The sequence below is a fragment of the Candidatus Izimaplasma bacterium HR1 genome (assembly GCA_000755705.1).
Taxonomy (GTDB): Bacteria; Bacillota_I; Bacilli_A; order Izemoplasmatales; family Izemoplasmataceae; genus Xianfuyuplasma.
Map to the genome: position 1 here is coordinate 1587978 of CP009415.1, position 15999 is coordinate 1603976.

General features: G+C 30.9%; 13 protein-coding genes. 1 reads left to right on the forward strand and 12 read right to left on the reverse strand.

The features are described 5' to 3' along the window. Positions 1–146 precede the first annotated feature (146 nt). Together KQ51_RS07750 and KQ51_RS07755 are read right to left on the reverse strand one after the other, a co-directional pair. Positions 147–1448, reverse strand: coding sequence for a 4Fe-4S dicluster domain-containing protein (locus tag KQ51_RS07750; RefSeq protein WP_038470956.1), 1302 nt, complete (start codon positions 1446–1448; stop codon positions 147–149). 93 nt (positions 1449–1541) lie between these two features. Continuing rightward, complete coding sequence (locus tag KQ51_RS07755) at positions 1542–2276, reverse strand: YwaF family protein (RefSeq protein WP_038470958.1); 735 nt, start codon at positions 2274–2276, stop codon at positions 1542–1544. Positions 2277–2487: 211 nt separating this feature from the next. Here KQ51_RS07755 and KQ51_RS07760 point away from each other — a divergent pair, with 211 nt between their 5' ends. Beyond that, a complete protein-coding gene (locus KQ51_RS07760) occupies positions 2488–4596 on the forward strand; it encodes a sensor domain-containing diguanylate cyclase (protein WP_038470959.1) in 2109 nt (702 codons plus the stop codon). 56 nt (positions 4597–4652) lie between these two features. Here KQ51_RS07760 and KQ51_RS07765 read toward each other — a convergent pair whose 3' ends face one another. Genes KQ51_RS07765 through KQ51_RS07810 form a run of 10 tightly spaced genes read right to left on the reverse strand, consistent with a single transcriptional unit; the run spans position 4653 to position 15997 of the window. Continuing rightward, complete coding sequence (locus tag KQ51_RS07765; RefSeq protein WP_038470962.1) at positions 4653–5714, reverse strand: DUF2804 family protein; 1062 nt, start codon at positions 5712–5714, stop codon at positions 4653–4655. A gap of 11 nt (positions 5715–5725) precedes the next feature. After that, positions 5726–7096, reverse strand: a complete 1371-nt coding sequence (locus KQ51_RS07770) for an aldehyde dehydrogenase (protein WP_038470963.1) — start codon at positions 7094–7096, stop codon at positions 5726–5728. Positions 7097–7123: 27 nt separating this feature from the next. After that, positions 7124–7846: a GntR family transcriptional regulator gene (locus tag KQ51_RS09520; RefSeq protein ID WP_052609359.1), complete on the reverse strand. Its 723-nt coding sequence runs from the start codon at positions 7844–7846 to the stop codon at positions 7124–7126. A 15-nt stretch (positions 7847–7861) separates the two neighbouring features. Then, positions 7862–9424 (reverse strand): FAD-binding oxidoreductase, encoded by a 1563-nt coding sequence (locus KQ51_RS07780; protein WP_038470965.1) that lies wholly within the window; start codon positions 9422–9424, stop codon positions 7862–7864. Next, positions 9411–10364: an electron transfer flavoprotein subunit alpha/FixB family protein gene (locus tag KQ51_RS09525; RefSeq protein WP_052609361.1), complete on the reverse strand. Its 954-nt coding sequence runs from the start codon at positions 10362–10364 to the stop codon at positions 9411–9413. The genes KQ51_RS07780 and KQ51_RS09525 overlap by 14 nt, the downstream gene beginning before the upstream one ends. Beyond that, positions 10361–11161, reverse strand: a complete 801-nt coding sequence (locus tag KQ51_RS07790) for an electron transfer flavoprotein subunit beta/FixA family protein (protein ID WP_038470967.1) — start codon at positions 11159–11161, stop codon at positions 10361–10363. Before KQ51_RS07790 ends, KQ51_RS09525 begins: the two co-directional genes overlap by 4 nt. Positions 11162–11182: 21 nt before the next feature. Next, entirely contained in the window at positions 11183–12601 is a 1419-nt protein-coding gene (locus KQ51_RS07795; protein ID WP_038470969.1) for an FAD-binding oxidoreductase, read from the reverse strand. An 18-nt stretch (positions 12602–12619) separates the two neighbouring features. Continuing rightward, a complete protein-coding gene (locus KQ51_RS07800) occupies positions 12620–12970 on the reverse strand; it encodes a DUF1667 domain-containing protein (RefSeq protein ID WP_038470971.1) in 351 nt (116 codons plus the stop codon). 2 nt (positions 12971–12972) lie between these two features. Then, complete coding sequence (locus KQ51_RS07805) at positions 12973–14232, reverse strand: NAD(P)/FAD-dependent oxidoreductase (protein WP_096334948.1); 1260 nt, start codon at positions 14230–14232, stop codon at positions 12973–12975. A 10-nt stretch (positions 14233–14242) separates the two neighbouring features. Beyond that, positions 14243–15997 carry an FAD-dependent oxidoreductase gene (locus KQ51_RS07810; RefSeq protein WP_052609363.1) on the reverse strand — a complete coding sequence of 585 codons (1755 nt, stop codon included), beginning with the start codon at positions 15995–15997 and terminating at the stop codon, positions 14243–14245. Positions 15998–15999 lie beyond the last annotated feature (2 nt).

A 15999-nucleotide genomic window follows, 5' to 3' on the forward strand; every position in this document is an offset into this window, starting at 1 on the left:
TAAAAAACAGGTCATATAAGGACCAAAATAAAAAGCCCAAAAGGGCTTTGTTATGACTTTTATATCATATTTGTCAACTATTTGTGATACGGCTCGTCGTTGTTTATTCTAAATGAACTAAATAATTGTTCTAATGAGTTATCGAGTTAGTCTTTTAAGATATGTGAATTAACTATTTTACTATTCTTATTTTGTATTAATTTTAAGATATATTTAGATTTAACTTGTTTAGAAGCTAATGTTTGTTTTATTACAGGTAATTTTAATATAGCTCCTAAGATTGATGCTAAAGCTCTATGTCTAAAATGAGCTTGATTATCAAAGATTAAGTTTTGCAACTTACCTGTTTCAATCGCTTCTAATACAACTCTATGAGCCATATTTACTGGGGTAAATACTTTTTGGTCACGAGGGTTCATTTTAATAGCGTCTGAACCACATACTCTCGCACAAACTCCACAACCAATACAGTTCTCTTCTACAAGTTGTGCTAACATCTTTTTACTATTAGGTAGATTCCTCGAAACCATTGATAAAGCTTCAACAGGACAAACATCAACACACTTTTGGCATCCTTTACAATTATCATCAATAATATTACAAATAAAATTAGATGAGTTAATTGCTTGATAAGGTCCAACTTTTCTTGCGCCTACTAAAGCTTCACAGCAACAACTACAACAGTTACAGATAAAAGCTACTTCATTTTGGACATTATCACCAAATTGAACTAGATTATGTTTCTTAGCTAGTTCTAATAGATCTAAACATTCCTCTTCCTCTACTTGTCTTGCGTAACCATATTTAATTAAAGAAGCTGCTGTTTGATTAAATGTCATACAAATTTCCATTGGAGCATCGCAAGCTTCGCCCACATGCTCTTTTTTATGTCGACAATAACAAGTACCTATCCCAATATGAGTAGCTGTTTTAATCACCTTTGTCGCTCTCTCATAATCAAGAACATGAATCATATGATCTTCAATTGTTTCCTCATGAACATAAGCACGACCAATTGGCGTCGGTAAAGTTAATAAATCAGTAACAAACTCGTCTTCAATATTCATATATTGATAGAATAACTCTCCTAGTAATTTCTGATCAAAATTACCACCAATTCTCATCATTGAGAATTCAAAGAATCCGGCCATTGGTGGTGGTAAAGAAAACGTTTGATTTCCATCACGTTCAACGTCAACTAAAAGAGCTCTTGAAGCAAGTTCATTTAAGACAACACTTGCTTCTGCTTCAGACTTCTTCCACGCCTTTGCTGCAGTCTTTGTAGTAAAGGGCTTAATTGGTAGTAAAGACACTAATTTAGCCTCTTCTTCAGAGAATAATAACTTCAGTATTTCATACAGTGTATCAGAAGGTGGTACACCTTGGGGAAACTTATTTAATCTATCAACTAATTTTTCATATCCACTTCTTGATGTATTATGACCCATAAAAACCTCCGTATATTAGAATAACTACTATTAGTTTTATTATACTATAAAAAGGAAAAAGCCCAAAAAGGGCTTTTTCTATTGTTATAAATTTCACTTCTTACTACTTCTTTGATAAAAAGGTAACCCATATATATAACCAATAAAAATACAGAATGATAGCCATACAATAACATATACAAGATGATTAAACTCTAAGATCATTCCAAATACTGGTGTATTTGTAGCTGGTCCTAACATATAAAACATATTTGATTCACTTGGATTATTAACTATATATGAAATTAACCCAAATAGTAATGCCATAGGTAAAGTCCAAATAATATAAGTATAGAAATCCTTCTTTTTAAGCTTAAAGTCAAAAACTCTAAACATATATATCGAACTAACTATGATTAAGATATGTCTTAAAAAGAACTGATAGAAATAATATCTTGTAGGTCCTTCTAAAATATTAGGAAAAAGCAGAGTTGATATTGCGCCCCATCCCCAGAAGAACGTTAGTACTACTAATGTTCTATTTTTAGTCATTAAAGACAAAGCTCCAAAGATTATAGCCCATCCACAAGTTGCTTCTGGTAAATATCTATACCACTTAAACCCATTATCATAACTATGCTTAAAAATAGTTATTTGACTAAATAACATAAACAAGGCAAATAAATAACGTAAAACAACCTCATATTTCTTATCTCTAAGTTTTGGAGATAAGAAATAAAACCCAAAAATTAATAAAAAACATACAACGACAGTTATATAATGCTCTAATGATAATAAAGTAAATTCTGATTCAGTGTTATAAGCAACTCTTTCAAAAAACTCTCCCATATAATCCTCCGTTATCCCTACATAATAATCTTATCACTAGTTTTTTTAACACACAAGTATTGTATAGAAAAAGACAGTCTTTTATTATATTATTTTCTAAATAAGGAGGTAAACAATAGTACTTTACTAGTATTATAAATAAGATACTTATAATATTAATACTTCGTATGCTATAATTAAATGACAATTACAAAAAAAGAGGACTAGAGATATGAAAAAACTACATAAAAGTATTCTTGCAAAAGTAATAATAATTGGACTCATCATGTATCTTATATTTGAGATGATTCTCTTTAGTTTAACTTCATTTAATCGCCAAAGTTCAATCAATGTTCTTTACCAAAAATCTTATACTGTTCAAACCCAAATAGAGAATATCTTTCAAAGCACAATAACTATATCTGATGGTTACTTGTCTTATATGACTAGTAATCTCGACGCTTCTAAAGAAGACTCAGAGACATTTTTAGATCATATCCTTTCTTATGATGATCATTATGTTAAGAATATTGCGATGATTGAAGGTACGACAATTATATATAACTATCCCCATGAAGAAAACCAATCAACAATCGGGATTGATTTAAGTACTATTGAAGGACAAAGAGAGGATATCCTCTTTGTTAAAAATAATTTAGAACCATTATTTGTAGGTCCTGTTGATTTAGTCCAAGGTGGGAAAGCCTTTATCTTACGAATACCAATATTGGACGGAGACCAATATTGGGGACAACTAGCAACAGTTATTGATGCTGATTTATTTATTCAAACAATAGAGAATGAAGTAGATATAAACAATGTTAATATGAGAATCTTTTATGATGATTCGGATACTGACATCCTCTTAACTGGAGACATAATAGAAGATAACTCCGTCTCAACAATATACAGTAATAAATATATCACTTGGAATTTAGAAGTTTCAGCAGATAGTGCACCATCTAATATAACAACAGATTGGATAGCTAGAATTGCAAGTATCTTCGTAATTATCATAATTAGTTACTTCTACTACCGTAGTCTCTTATTAAATAAGAAGATACTACATAACGCAAAACATGATTCCTTAACTGGAGATTATAATAGAGCTAAGTTTATTAGCGACTACAATGATAACCTGTTTAAAGGTATGTTAATTGCCTTTACCGATGTTAATAAGTTTAAAATCTTAAATGATACCTTAGGTCATTCATTTGGTGACTGGTGTTTAATCCAACTATCTGGAAAGTTTAATGCTTTAGAAAATGTAAGACCATACCGTATTAGTGGTGACGAGTTCATTTTAGTTTCGACTAAGCCCATGAGTCTTAACGAGTTCAAAAAATTAATGCCTTCAACCGTTTTTAGTTTCTATAATGAAGAGTTAAAACAAGAAGTTGATATTGAAATATCACTTGGTGTTCTCGAAACTCTAATTGATACAATCAATTTAGAATCAATTCTGATGTACTTAGATTATGCGATGTATGATGCTAAAAAAGAAAACAAAGGATTAACTATTGTAAACAAAGAATTAATGGATACTTATGATGAAACTAAAATCATAGAGCAACAACTAATTGAAGATGTAAGAAAAAACAAACTAATACCATATTACCAACCAATTATTAACTTAGAAACAGGTAAACTAGATGGATTTGAAGTATTATCAAGATGGCTTTATAATGATGAAATACGTTCTGCTGCTATGTTTATTAGTGTTATAAAGAAAGTAAAATATGTTGATCTTTTAGATCGAAACCTATTTGATAAACTGCAAGATGAGTATTCCGAACTAATCTTAGAATGTGAGCAAATAAAAGATATGACATTTGCAATCAACTTATCTGCAGAAACACTAATGATTTTTGAGAAAAGTAATAAGCGATTTGATGATTTTGTTAAAAACAGAGTTATCCCAATCGAAAAATCTATCTTCGAGATTTCTGAAGATATAAATCTAGGGGTTATATCTATTGAAACTTTACGATATATTCAATCCAAAGGATTTGCAATATCAGTTGATGATTTTGGAGCTGGTGTTTCCAAACTATCAGATGTATTATCTGGTGAACTGAAGACAATTAAAACCGATAAATCATTACTACCTTCAAAAAAAGCAAACGATAAAAAAATTGCTGGATTCTATACTATTATAAAAGCGATTAGAGCTTCAGGTAGTACCATTTGTGTAGAGGGTGTCGAAACCGTTTCGCAATTAGAAATGTCTGCTGATGCTGGTTGTAGATTAGCTCAAGGATATCTATTCAGTAAACCAATCCCAAAAGATCAAGTTGTTGAATACATTAAAAACTTTGATTACTCAAAATATCAAAAATAGTTATAAAAAAAAGACTAATTATAATCGTAATTAGTCTTTTTATTTTGCATTATATATTAATAATTATGAGTCTTACCCTTAAACAACTTGGTTAACCTCTTCTCGCCTAATGAGAACATCTCATTAACTTTTATCACTTTATTATCATCTGTGATAATTTCTCCAGATAATGTTCCGAAAGCTAGAGTATAATCAATCTTTAACCCCATATTCTTTTTCTCATTAAAACAGTTCCTTTGGACAAAGACAAGATTCACTTTACTATCTTTATCGGTGATTAACCAATTAAATCCTTCTCTATTAAACTCGACAGAAGGTAATTGGTGATATTCTCCATTTAACCAATACCCATTTTCATTTATTTTCTCAGGTTCTTCGTTCTTATAGAAAGATGTTAGATTAATCCCAAACTTTGATTCTTTGTTATCAACCACAATGTCACCCATACAAGTAACCCAGTCATAACCAGAACTAAGAGGGTAATACCCTCTGTGATCATCTAGAATCGTTACATCACTTTTATCAAGGCTATGTTTCTTTCCTTTAAAATCTATATATCCTGTAGGTACTAAAAGATCTTTCTCGGTATAAACGATATGGTTATCTGTCATCGGGACAGATACAACAGATGGTTCAGCAATTCTTTTAAAAGATAAAGCAAACTCTATATCATTGTCTAACTTGTTACCATATCCTTCTAAATATAACTCTCCATTATTTAAATTATTAGTAATCTTCACAAATGTATCTTTAGTTTTTCTTGATGAAACACTCATCCCCTCTAAAAAGGGTGCTACATTAGCTTTTGTTCCAATTAAAGACATCGAAGAGTAATCATGTAAGATATTCTCTTTAATCTCATAGACAAAGAATAATGTCCTATTCATGACACCAAACTTAAAGACTGCACAAATCATAAAGATATCAGCAGCAAGCACTTCCACTGCTTGCCATTCAGTTAATAGATTTCTATTAATTAATTTCTTTAGGATTGGTCTTTTTTTATTTAGAAGATTAAATTCCTTAAAGTATTCTTTAAAAACACCTCTTTGTAATTCACCTTGCTCATTTATTAAACTCTTAGGTGTTGATTTAACTTCTCTTATTGTCGTTCCCATAATAACTCCTCTTACTTTAAGAATCTTTTTATTAGTTTCTTCTTCACAGGAGAATAAGGTGCATACCTCACTGGTAAATCAAACCATGTTCTTTTCTTTAAAATGCTTTTATAATGTGAAAATGTTTCAAAGCTTTTTGCTCCGTGGTATGAACCCATACCACTTTCACCAACACCACCAAAAGGTAGATATTCACTAGCGATATGCATAACTGTATCATTGATGCATCCCCCACCAAATTGACATTCACTAAGGACACGTTTTTCAATGTGTGCGTTCTCTGTAAAAAGATATAGGGCAAGCGGTTTTGGACGGGAACCGATGAAGTCGATAACTTCATCAATTTCAGTATAAGAAATAATTGGTAAGATCGGTCCAAAGATTTCTTCTTTCATCACAAGACTACTCATTTCAACAGAATCTAATAAAGTTGGCGCGATTCGTAAATTCTCTTCATCAATCGTTCCCCCAACAATACTTGTTCCATCATTTAAGTAATTTTTTAGTCTATTAAAATGTCTTTGATTAATAATTGAACCATAAATTGAAGATTCTAGGGGTTTCTCCCCGTAGAATTCAATAATATTCTTGTTCATTTCAGAAATAAACTCTTCTTTGATATCTTTATGGACATATAAGTAATCAGGAGCAATACATGTTTGTCCTGAGTTTAAGTACTTTCCAAAAGTAATCCTTTTAGCTGCGACTTGAATATTAACATTCTTATCAACAATAACTGGACTTTTTCCACCAAGTTCTAAACTAATTGGAGTTAGATGTTTGCTAGCTTTTTCCATAACAATCTTTCCAACATTAGTACTACCTGTAAAAAAGATATAATCGAATTTCTGATCAAGTAATTCCTGGTTTGTTTCAACGCCACCTTGAATGACTTTTACATACTTTTCTTCAAAAGTATCTAAAATCATTTCTTCAATAACTTTAGAAGTATTAATACTAAATTCACTTGGTTTAATAATCGCTGTATTACCTGCAGTTAAAGCACCAATTAATGGACTTAATGTTAGATTAACTGGATAGTTCCATGGACTAATAATTAAGACGACACCAAATGGTTCAGCATATCTAAAACTACTACCTGGAAAATCAGTAACCGCTGTTCTAACTCGTTTAGGTTTCATTAGTTTTTTAAGACGTTTCTCATTATAAGTTAACTCTTTTAAAACAACTCCAATTTCTGTCATATAGCTTTCGTGTTCGTTCTTACCTAAATCTAGTTTTAATGATTCTAATAACTGTGGTTCATATTTATTAATTGCTAAACGCAATTTATTTAAGTTTTCTTTACGAAACTTATATTCTAAAGTCTCATGACTTTTGAAGTAAGTTCTACTGTTCTTTACTATCTGTTTTATATTCATGTGTAGTTCCTTTTATGATTTATTTTTTTAGATGAACTTCTCAGTTCCGATGTAACTTAGTTTTTCAGCACAATAAAATGTTAAGTAGTAATATAAATCATTATCAGGTGCTACAAATACGGTTCTACTAGATTCAATCATTTTTTCATTTTGCTTTAGTTTTAATACTTTAGCAATTTTTGCATCTGCAGGTTTAATCACAAAGTCCATATTCATTTTCGATACCCCGATTTTTTTAACATCAAACATATAATGAGAGATTGGTTGAGTAAAATCATAATCAGCGAATATCTCTAATGCTACTGATGAAAATCTAAACATCTCGATAGCTAATGGTTTACCTTCTAAAATTCTTAGTCTAGTCACAAGTAGAGCTTTAGAACCAAGTTCTAAACCTGTTTCTTCTGCACATTCTTTATCTACTATAAACTCTTTTTGTTCTAAAAGTTTACTCTCAATTTTTAAACCTCTCATTTTAATGAAGTAAGTTAAACTAACAAAAGGTTCAAGTGATACTCCTACTTCATTTTGGGTAACAAAAGTCCCAACACCTTTTTTGATATAAACATATCCTTCATCAATAATTAACTTCATCGCATCTCTAATTGTTCCGCGACCAACATTATATGTTTCCATAAGTTTTAACTCTGATGGAATCTTTTGATTTTCTTGCCAATTACCAGTTCTTATCTTTTTAATAATGTCATTTTTAATTTGAATATAAGCTGGTTTTGCTGGTTTAATATTCATAATAATCTCCTTTGTTTAATCAAGTAAAGTCCCTTGATTAAGTAAACCTTTAGGTTCAATTATACCTTTGATTTTTCTCATTGAATTAATATCTTCTTCTTTTAACATCAATTTAAGTAATTCTTTTTTTAATTTACCTATACCATGTTCCGCAGTAACACTACCACCACAACTAGTTATATAGTTTGCCCAGTTAATAATAACTTTTTTTGAATCTACGAGTTTTCGATAAGTGTTAGGTAGTAAATTAACATGAAGATGATTATCTCCTATATGGCCAAATATTACACTTGAAACATCAAGTTCTTCAATATCTTTTTGATACATAAGTAATGTGTTTAATAATTGATCGTTAGGAACAGACATATCAGTTCCTAACTTGTTTAAACGACTATCGATCTGTTTATTGCTCGCTATTAAAATATTAACACATTCCGGTACAGCGTGTCTAAATAATTTCAGTTTTTCAAAGTCAGAAGATTCTATCCCTAACCATTGATGTTTTTCATTAATACCATACTCATTCATATCTTCTAAAATATCCATTAGTAATTCATCAAGTTCATCACTCGAATCTAGATGAAATTCTAAGTACAAACTACCATAAAATTCATCTTGGATAATCGGTAGTTTTTTTAAAGCTTGATTCACTTCTCTAAATCTATTAAGTAGTTTCAAACTATTACTATCAAAGTATTCTATAGCGGCAATACCGCTATTAAATAACTTTGATTCATTGTTTCTTAGTTTATCAACAAACTTTGCAAGCTCATTCTCCTCATTTAGGAATAACATTACTCCTGCCTGTACTTTCGGTTCTTCTATTAGTATTAATTCTATTTCTGTAATAACCCCGAAAATACCTTCACCACCAATGATAAGATCGATTAAATCCATATTATCATCATAGTATAACCCTGCGACATCTTTAATATCTTGATTCTGTGCTTGCCATTTCGGTAGAGATGAACCATCTAACTTCAATATATGTTCTAAATCACTGTATTTATATTTTCCTCTTTCAATGTTCAACTTCATTGTAGGAGTAACTAAAGTTAATCCTTGAATGTACTTTCTTATAGAACCATATTTATAAGAACAAGCACCTGATGCGTCACATGCCACCATACCACCAATTGAAGCTAAGGTTTCGGTTGGATCTGTAGGAAACATAAATGAACTATCTTTGATGAATTTATTATATCCCTTTATAGATTCCTCATCAAAATTACTAATATCTATCTTCTTTGATTTCAGAAAATGATTAAGATCTTTAAGTAGTAATCCTGATTGAACTTTAATAATATACTTTTCTAACTCTGTATTATAGTTCATTCCTAATATATTGTTCATTTCTGATAAGTTTATTACAACACCATTTAACGGTACCGCTCCACCACAAATACCAGTAAGAGCACCTTGAATAGTAATTGGTGTGTTGTTCTTGTAACAGTTACTCAAAACTTCTTCTATTTCATTTGTATTATGACAAAAATAAATCTTATCAGCATTACCAATTAGTTGCGATTCATCTTTTAGATAATCGCAACCCGGTTTAATATCATTAATTACTCTCATTAATATTCAACCCCTTTGCGATAATTTTCTTATAATCTCCAATAATACCATAATCAGCATAACTAAATATTCTAGCATTTTTATCATTGTTTATGGCAATTATCTTTTTAGACCCAATAATTCCATTCAGTAATGGAGCTGCGCCCGATACACCAATTGTTATACAAAGGCTTGGCGAGATGATATGCCCTGTTTGGCCAATCATTAGGTTCATAGGTAACCACCCTGAATCAATGATTTTTTTAGTACCACAAACTGTAGCTCCAATCTTCTTACCATAATTGATTATTTCAGTAACGTTTTCTTTATTACCAACACCAAAACCGCAAACAATAACAAAATCAGCATCTTCTAGATTTGTGTTTTGTGATTCTAAATACTCTTTACTTATATATTTATCTTTAACATGAATTTTGTAATTAACATATTCAACTTTTACAGGAATTACATTTCCAAAATTTAATAATTTTAGCTTTTGATATCTAAAACTAAGAACTGAACAATCTTTCAAAGTATAATGAGAAATTACATTTCCACTATACTCTGGTTTTAATAATGACAATTCATTTTTACTTTCCGAATACTCTAATCCCACACAATCGATAAAACTAGCAAGTTTTAATCGTTCTCCGAGTAATGGAACTAATTCCTCATCTAGGTTTCCTAGTGCCAAAATCAAGTTCCCAATGCTATGGTTATTTGAGTAATGGTCAACCAATTTTACATACTTCTCTTTTTCATTATCTCCTATAATATTATTATAGACTTTTATTGTGATTTCTTTAGGTAACATAATCATATCTATATATGTATTTTCATCTACAAATAGTAGTTCTATTTGTAGATTCTTATTCTCTAATTTAAGTAGTTTGTTAACTATATCAATTGTTTCTTCTGATAGTTTTGAATTAATTAATTTTCCTAAGATAGTGAATTTCATTTGCTATCACCTATCTCTCGGTATTTAGTGATTAGTTCGTCTAATTGTGTTTCAACTTTACTATCTATTTCATCTTCTAGGTAAATACATTTCTTTACAGGTTTTTCAATTGTGATTTTTTCAAAATTATATCGGTTTTCTAATTCAGTTAATAATGATTCATATTCTTTAATTTTAATAGTTTCTTTGTTAGCTCTCATCATATCTCTAAGTGTTGCCATTCTTAAGAACTTATCAGCTGAAGGGATCGATGTAATTACAAATGGAGCTTTAGTTATAATTCTTTCAATACCACTTTTAAGTAGTCTTGAAATATGAAATTGATTATCAATATATTCAATTTCAAAGACATTAGTAAAACAAGACCAATGTAGCTTTTCAGCTAGTATTTGGCCTGTTTGTCCATAGTTGTTAATATCTGATTGTTTACCACAAAATATTATATCTATCGATTCATCTTCTTTTACTGATTCATAAATGAGTGTAGCATTATCATTTGGATTATTTATCTTGTTGATATCAATATCAATTCTTATAACTTCATCAACACCAATTGCTAGTGCTTTTTTAAGAATTGATTCAGTAGATTTATTACCAATAGTTAATGCCTGAGTCATGATATTTAAATATTTATCTTTCAGCTGCAACATCATTTCTAAACTTGCTTCATCGTATGAATTCATAATTCTATTGGCGTAGTGGATATCCACGCTTTTGCATGATTCATCCACTACCCAATCATTTTCTAAAACTATATCAAGATCATATACTTGTTTTATACAACTAACAATTTTCATACATAACCTCTTTCCAGGTAATTAATCTTGAGGAAGTAAAACTCCTTGATTCATAATACCTTTAGGATCGAATGCTTTTTTAAGTTTTTCTAACATTGTAAATGATGAACCTAACTCTTGTTTCATCCATTTAGTTCTATAACGTCCAACCCCGTGGTGATGACAGATTGAACCATTGTATTTTAGAGTCGTTTCTAAGACTATTCCAAATAACTGGTCATATGTTTTTTGTGCTGCTTCAACAGTTGGTGCACACATTGCTCCAAACATGAAATAAACGTTGGTACCTTGTTGGTAACTATGAGATGAATGACCTGACATTTGTACTAAATGTGGTACTTCATTTTTAGCTCTTTCAATTACTTCTTCGTAAATCTTCCCAATATCAGACCACATTGCAGAAATTTCACAAGTATCAGCAACTGCACCTTGTTTTGCATAAACATCTAAGTGATCACAAATATCATTTCTATGAGCTAACCATAACTCTAATGGTTTACTACCTAGTTGACGAGCATTTTCTCTTAAGCATACTTCTTTAACTTTGTTTCCTTCTAATTCAGCAAATCCTTTTGGACCTTCAGAGATAAATAGTAATACACTTTCTCCTTCTTGAACGAATGGACCGTAGCTTTCTTTAGCTTCTGTATAATCATGAAGTCTAGTTACAGCTGGTTTCCAACCATCTTGTAGTAATTCTCTTATAATGTCTAAACCTGTTTGGAAACTATTAATAGTGAATGCTTGCATTACTCTTTCAGCTGGCATTTTAAATATTTTAACAGTTACTTCAGTAATAACTCCAAACGCACCTTCAGACCCAAGCCAGATATGTCTTAAATCTGGACCTGTTGATTTACGAGGATTATTTTTAATATGAGTTAATTCACCGTTAGGTAATACTCCTTCAATCCCAACAAGCATATCTTCAATCCCACCATACAATGTTGAGAATTGTCCAATACTTCTAGTAGCTACTAAACCACCCATTTGCGCTAATGGTAATGATTGTGGATAATGTCCTGTTGTATATCCTTTTGCAGTTAAAGTGTCTTCTAATACTTGTAAAGGTACTCCTGATTCAACTGTAACTGTAAAGTTTTCTTCATTTATTTCAATAATTTTATTCATTTCACTTAAATCAACAACAACACTATGTTTAGGTGTTTCTAAACCTAAACATACACCAGAACCTCCGGTTCTTGGAATACTTATAATATCATTTTCATTGATGAATTCCATGATTTTCATTGCTTCTTCTTTATTATGAATCTTTAAAATACATTGCGCTAGATTTTCTGATTTCCAACCAAATACTTTTTGAACCATTCTTAAACCAGTAATATCTGTTGCATACTCTTGTAAGATCTCTTCGTTTTGAATTACTCTATCTTTTCCTAATACTTCTTCAAAATAATTAATTATTGAACCTTTATCCATTATTGTATTCTCCTTCTATTATGAAATTGTTCTGGTTGCGATAATATCAACACCAGTATTATTAATATTTTTAACTATAACATCGCCTCTTTTAATAGGGCAAGGTACTGATACTTTGTACAACTCTTTAACAATTGCTTTTAGTTTATCTTTTGGTACTTCTCCGGTACTTATGACAGGAACTCTTCTAATACTTCCGTTTACTGTTTTTAAAGTAGTAGTGAGAATTCTCACAGGGTGAGAATATTCATTAATACCAAAGTTTAATCCTCGTTTACATTGGTTTCCAGATACAGTAATTTCACCGTCTTTTTCTTCGACACTTAAATTACAACTAACTGGGCAAACGATACAAGTGAATTTTTTCATAATTACACCTCGTTTACATGAACAAGAATTGGTGTGTTGTTGATTAGTTGTTCAGTTTTAATTTTCTCAACAATCATTTCTGGAGGTAAGACAACACGATGTCTTTTCTTATGAATAACTTCGTTGTTTACTACTCCGGAAACTTGAACTTTTTCTTGTTTGTTTTTAACTCTAAAATAAATTGATAATGAATCATCTAGGTTTGCTTTGTTTACTCTTTGTGGTACAACAAAGCTAACATTTTCTCCGGCGTTTAATTCAATATATTCTTTGCTTGTAGCTAATTCATTACGAATATATTTAGCTGCCCCTCTACCTGCTATTTCACCAGTAAGAGAAACAAAATCAACAAGATCAAATACTGTAACGACATTACCAGCAGCAAAGACACCATCAACTGAAGTCATAAATTGATCATCAACAACTGGTCCTTTAGTACGGGGATCAATTTCAATATCAATTTGGGTTGATAATTCATTTTCAGGAATTAATCCAACTGCTAGAACTAATAGATCACATTCGATATATTCTTCAGTTCCTTTAATGACATTTCTATTTTCATCTACTTTAGCAACGGTAACACCTTCAAGTTTGGTATTACCATGAATGTTAATTACTGTCGTTGAAAGATGAAGTGGTATATCATAATCAACTAAGCATTGTGCGATATTCCTTGTTAATCCTCCTGGGGAAGACATTAATTCATAAACACCTTTTACATCTATACCTTCTAAAGTCATTCTTCTAGCCATGATTAAACCAATATCACCACTACCAAGTATAACTGCTTTTTTACCTGGTAAATATCCTTCAATATTGATAAATCTTTGAACAGTACCAGCAGTTAAAACTCCACTTGGTCTTGTCCCCCATAAGAATACTTGATGTCTTGTTCTTTCTCTACAACCCATCGCTAAGATAATTGTCTTAGCTTTAATTTCCATCATACCTTCTATTTCATTCATAGCGTAAACACTTTTATCTTTTGTGATTTCTAAAACAATTGTGTCGTAAGCAATGACAATATCTGTCTTTTCTACTTCTTGAATAAAGTTATCGGCATATTCACAACCTGACAATTGTTTTCCAAATCGGTGTAATCCAAAACCATCATGGATACACTGTTGGAGGATTCCACCTAAAGAGGTATCTCTCTCGATTATCATAATATCTTTTACGCCTTCGTTTTTAGCTTCTAGTGCTGCTGCTAATCCAGCAGGACCACCACCAATAACGACGACATCGAAATTTTTAATTTTCATAGTTTCCTCCTTACCCTCTACTATCTTTAGTTAAGATTTTAGAGTCGCCACCTTTTAATGTTACTTCCGTCATCGGAATATTTAATTCACGAGATATTATTTCTAATACTTTAGGTCCACAGAAACCACCTTGGCATCGACCCATCCCCGCTCTACTTCTTCGTTTAACTGCATCGACAGAAGTCGCAGGTATTGCTGCATTACATGCATCAATTATTTCTCCTTCTGTGATTGATTCACAACGACATATAATTCGTCCATATTTAGGATTTTGCTCAATTAGTTTATCTTGTTCCTTATGTGAGTAATCTCTAAATTTAGGAGTGTTTGTTCTAACAGATGTATAATCAGATTTAGTTTTAGTTCCTCGATTATGTTTTAAATAGATTTTCTCAACTCTTTCCGCAATTGCTGGTGCGGAAGCTAAACCAGGAGATTGAATTCCTGAAACATGAATGAATCCTTTAACTTTTTTTGATGCTTCAATTATAAAATCTTCTTTATAATCAGCAGCTCTTAAACCTGAGAAAATTGTTATTATTTCATTGGCTTTAACTTCATCAGTAACACCACTACCTAAACTGAGAATGAATTCTAAATCAGTTTGGTAAACTGCTTTATCTTCTTTATCAGAAATCTCTACAGCAGTTGGTCCCCATAATAAGTTACCTTCAGGTGTAACACTAGCTCCTCCACCTTTACTGTTTGAATTAGATTTTTTGTTTGTAACTGAACCTGATGGTCTTCTGATAAAACCTTTACGGTTTTTATCTAAGATCGCAATAGCTCCACGACGGGCATGAATTGTATAGAATTTATCATTAACCATTTCAGCAATATCATCAGCATAAACGCCAGCAGCGTTTATGACAGTTTTACAACTGATTACTTCATTGTTTGTGATAACTTTAGTTACCTCACTATTATCTACTTCAATATCAAGAACTCTTGTATTCATTTTAAATTCTACACCATTATCAATAGCGTTTTCTGATAAGGCATAACAGACTTGGAATGGTTCAACAATTCCCATTGTTGTCATCCATAACCCGCCAAGAGGTTTTCCTTTAATATTTGGTTCTAATTCATGAACTTCTTCACCAGTTAACCATTTAAGTCCAGGCACTTTCATCATTTGTCTAATTGGTTTATAGAAATATCCTAAACCAGTTCTTTTCATAAGTTTTAAGAAACTGAATTTCTTATGATTTTTCTCATCATAATAAACAATTAGCGAACCCGGTCTTTTTAAATCAAAATCTAATTGATTTGACAGTTTTGTATATAGGTAATTTCCACGAAGATTCAATTTAGCTTTTAATGTTCCTGGTGTTGCTAGAAAACCAGGATGAATATTACCATTATTTGCTTTTGAAGTTTCATCACTAATATCACTATTTTTTTCTATTACTTTAATATCAATATCGTATTTGCTTAATTCACGAGCAATTGCGCAACCAGATACACCAGCACCAATAATTACTACGTCACAAGATTCTGTTTTACCAGATTTCTTAGTTTCTAAGATCTCATTAGTATAATCTTTTTTTACTATAACAGTATCTTTAGCAGTAATATTGTTTACTAAGTTTTTCACACCTTTAACTTTAGCGACAATGTGTCCAATATCAACTAGCTCTTGCCAAACATCAACAGTTCCTGTCAATGTTATGATTTTTTTATCTGAAATAGTAAATTCAATGTTGAATTTATCCCATTCCCTGTGTAAAGCAAAACATTTTTGTACTCGTTTATCTATCTTCATAG

Excerpts from the sequence above, each read along its gene's own strand:
- KQ51_RS09525 (WP_052609361.1), bottom strand. The coding sequence starts at position 10,364 with ATGAAATTCACTATCTTAGGAAAATTAATTAATTCAAAACTATCAGAA.
- KQ51_RS07780 (WP_038470965.1), bottom strand. The coding sequence starts at position 9,424 with ATGAGAGTAATTAATGATATTAAACCGGGTTGCGATTATCTAAAAGAT.
- KQ51_RS07765 (WP_038470962.1), bottom strand. The coding sequence starts at position 5,714 with ATGGGAACGACAATAAGAGAAGTTAAATCAACACCTAAGAGTTTAATA.
- KQ51_RS07760 (WP_038470959.1), top strand. The coding sequence starts at position 2,488 with ATGAAAAAACTACATAAAAGTATTCTTGCAAAAGTAATAATAATTGGA.
- KQ51_RS07750 (WP_038470956.1), bottom strand. The coding sequence starts at position 1,448 with ATGGGTCATAATACATCAAGAAGTGGATATGAAAAATTAGTTGATAGA.
- KQ51_RS07770 (WP_038470963.1), bottom strand. The coding sequence starts at position 7,096 with ATGAATATAAAACAGATAGTAAAGAACAGTAGAACTTACTTCAAAAGT.
- KQ51_RS07755 (WP_038470958.1), bottom strand. The coding sequence starts at position 2,276 with ATGGGAGAGTTTTTTGAAAGAGTTGCTTATAACACTGAATCAGAATTT.
- KQ51_RS07795 (WP_038470969.1), bottom strand. The coding sequence starts at position 12,601 with ATGGATAAAGGTTCAATAATTAATTATTTTGAAGAAGTATTAGGAAAA.
- KQ51_RS07805 (WP_096334948.1), bottom strand. The coding sequence starts at position 14,232 with ATGAAAATTAAAAATTTCGATGTCGTCGTTATTGGTGGTGGTCCTGCT.
- KQ51_RS09520 (WP_052609359.1), bottom strand. The coding sequence starts at position 7,846 with ATGAATATTAAACCAGCAAAACCAGCTTATATTCAAATTAAAAATGAC.
- KQ51_RS07790 (WP_038470967.1), bottom strand. The coding sequence starts at position 11,161 with ATGAAAATTGTTAGTTGTATAAAACAAGTATATGATCTTGATATAGTT.
- KQ51_RS07810 (WP_052609363.1), bottom strand. The coding sequence starts at position 15,997 with ATGAAGATAGATAAACGAGTACAAAAATGTTTTGCTTTACACAGGGAA.
- KQ51_RS07800 (WP_038470971.1), bottom strand. The coding sequence starts at position 12,970 with ATGAAAAAATTCACTTGTATCGTTTGCCCAGTTAGTTGTAATTTAAGT.